At 65.3% G+C, this 334-nt stretch carries 1 protein-coding gene; it reads right to left on the bottom strand.

The annotated features are described in order from the left end of the window. Window positions 1–334 (bottom strand): heterodisulfide reductase-related iron-sulfur binding cluster (locus IO30_RS41100; protein WP_037895538.1); only part of this gene is annotated, 334 nt, incomplete at both ends.

Below are 334 nucleotides of genomic sequence, written 5' to 3'. Positions count from 1 at the left end.
GATCAGGTGCTGCAGCAGCTGGGTGTGGTGGATGACCTCGTACTCGCCGCCGAGCTGCGGGTACTCGTTGGCGATGGTGTTGAAGCAGTGCGGGCAGGTCGACACGATCCGCTTCGCCGACTTCGGCTTGCGCGTTGCCGGGTCCTCGTCGTCCTCACCGAACGCCATGTTCAGCATGGCCACGTTCTCCTGGCCGAGCTGCTGGAACAGCGGCTCGTTGCCCAGACGGCGCGGCGAGTCACCGGTGCACTTCTCGTCACCGCCCATGATCGCGAACTTGACCCCGGCGATGTTCAGGAGCTCCGCGAAGGCCTTCGTGGTCTTCTTCGCCCGG

Origin of the sequence: Streptomyces xanthophaeus (genome assembly GCF_000725805.1) — a bacterium.
Taxonomy (GTDB): domain Bacteria; phylum Actinomycetota; class Actinomycetes; order Streptomycetales; family Streptomycetaceae; genus Streptomyces; species Streptomyces xanthophaeus.
This window is presented reverse-complemented; position numbering and strand designations above follow the sequence as displayed.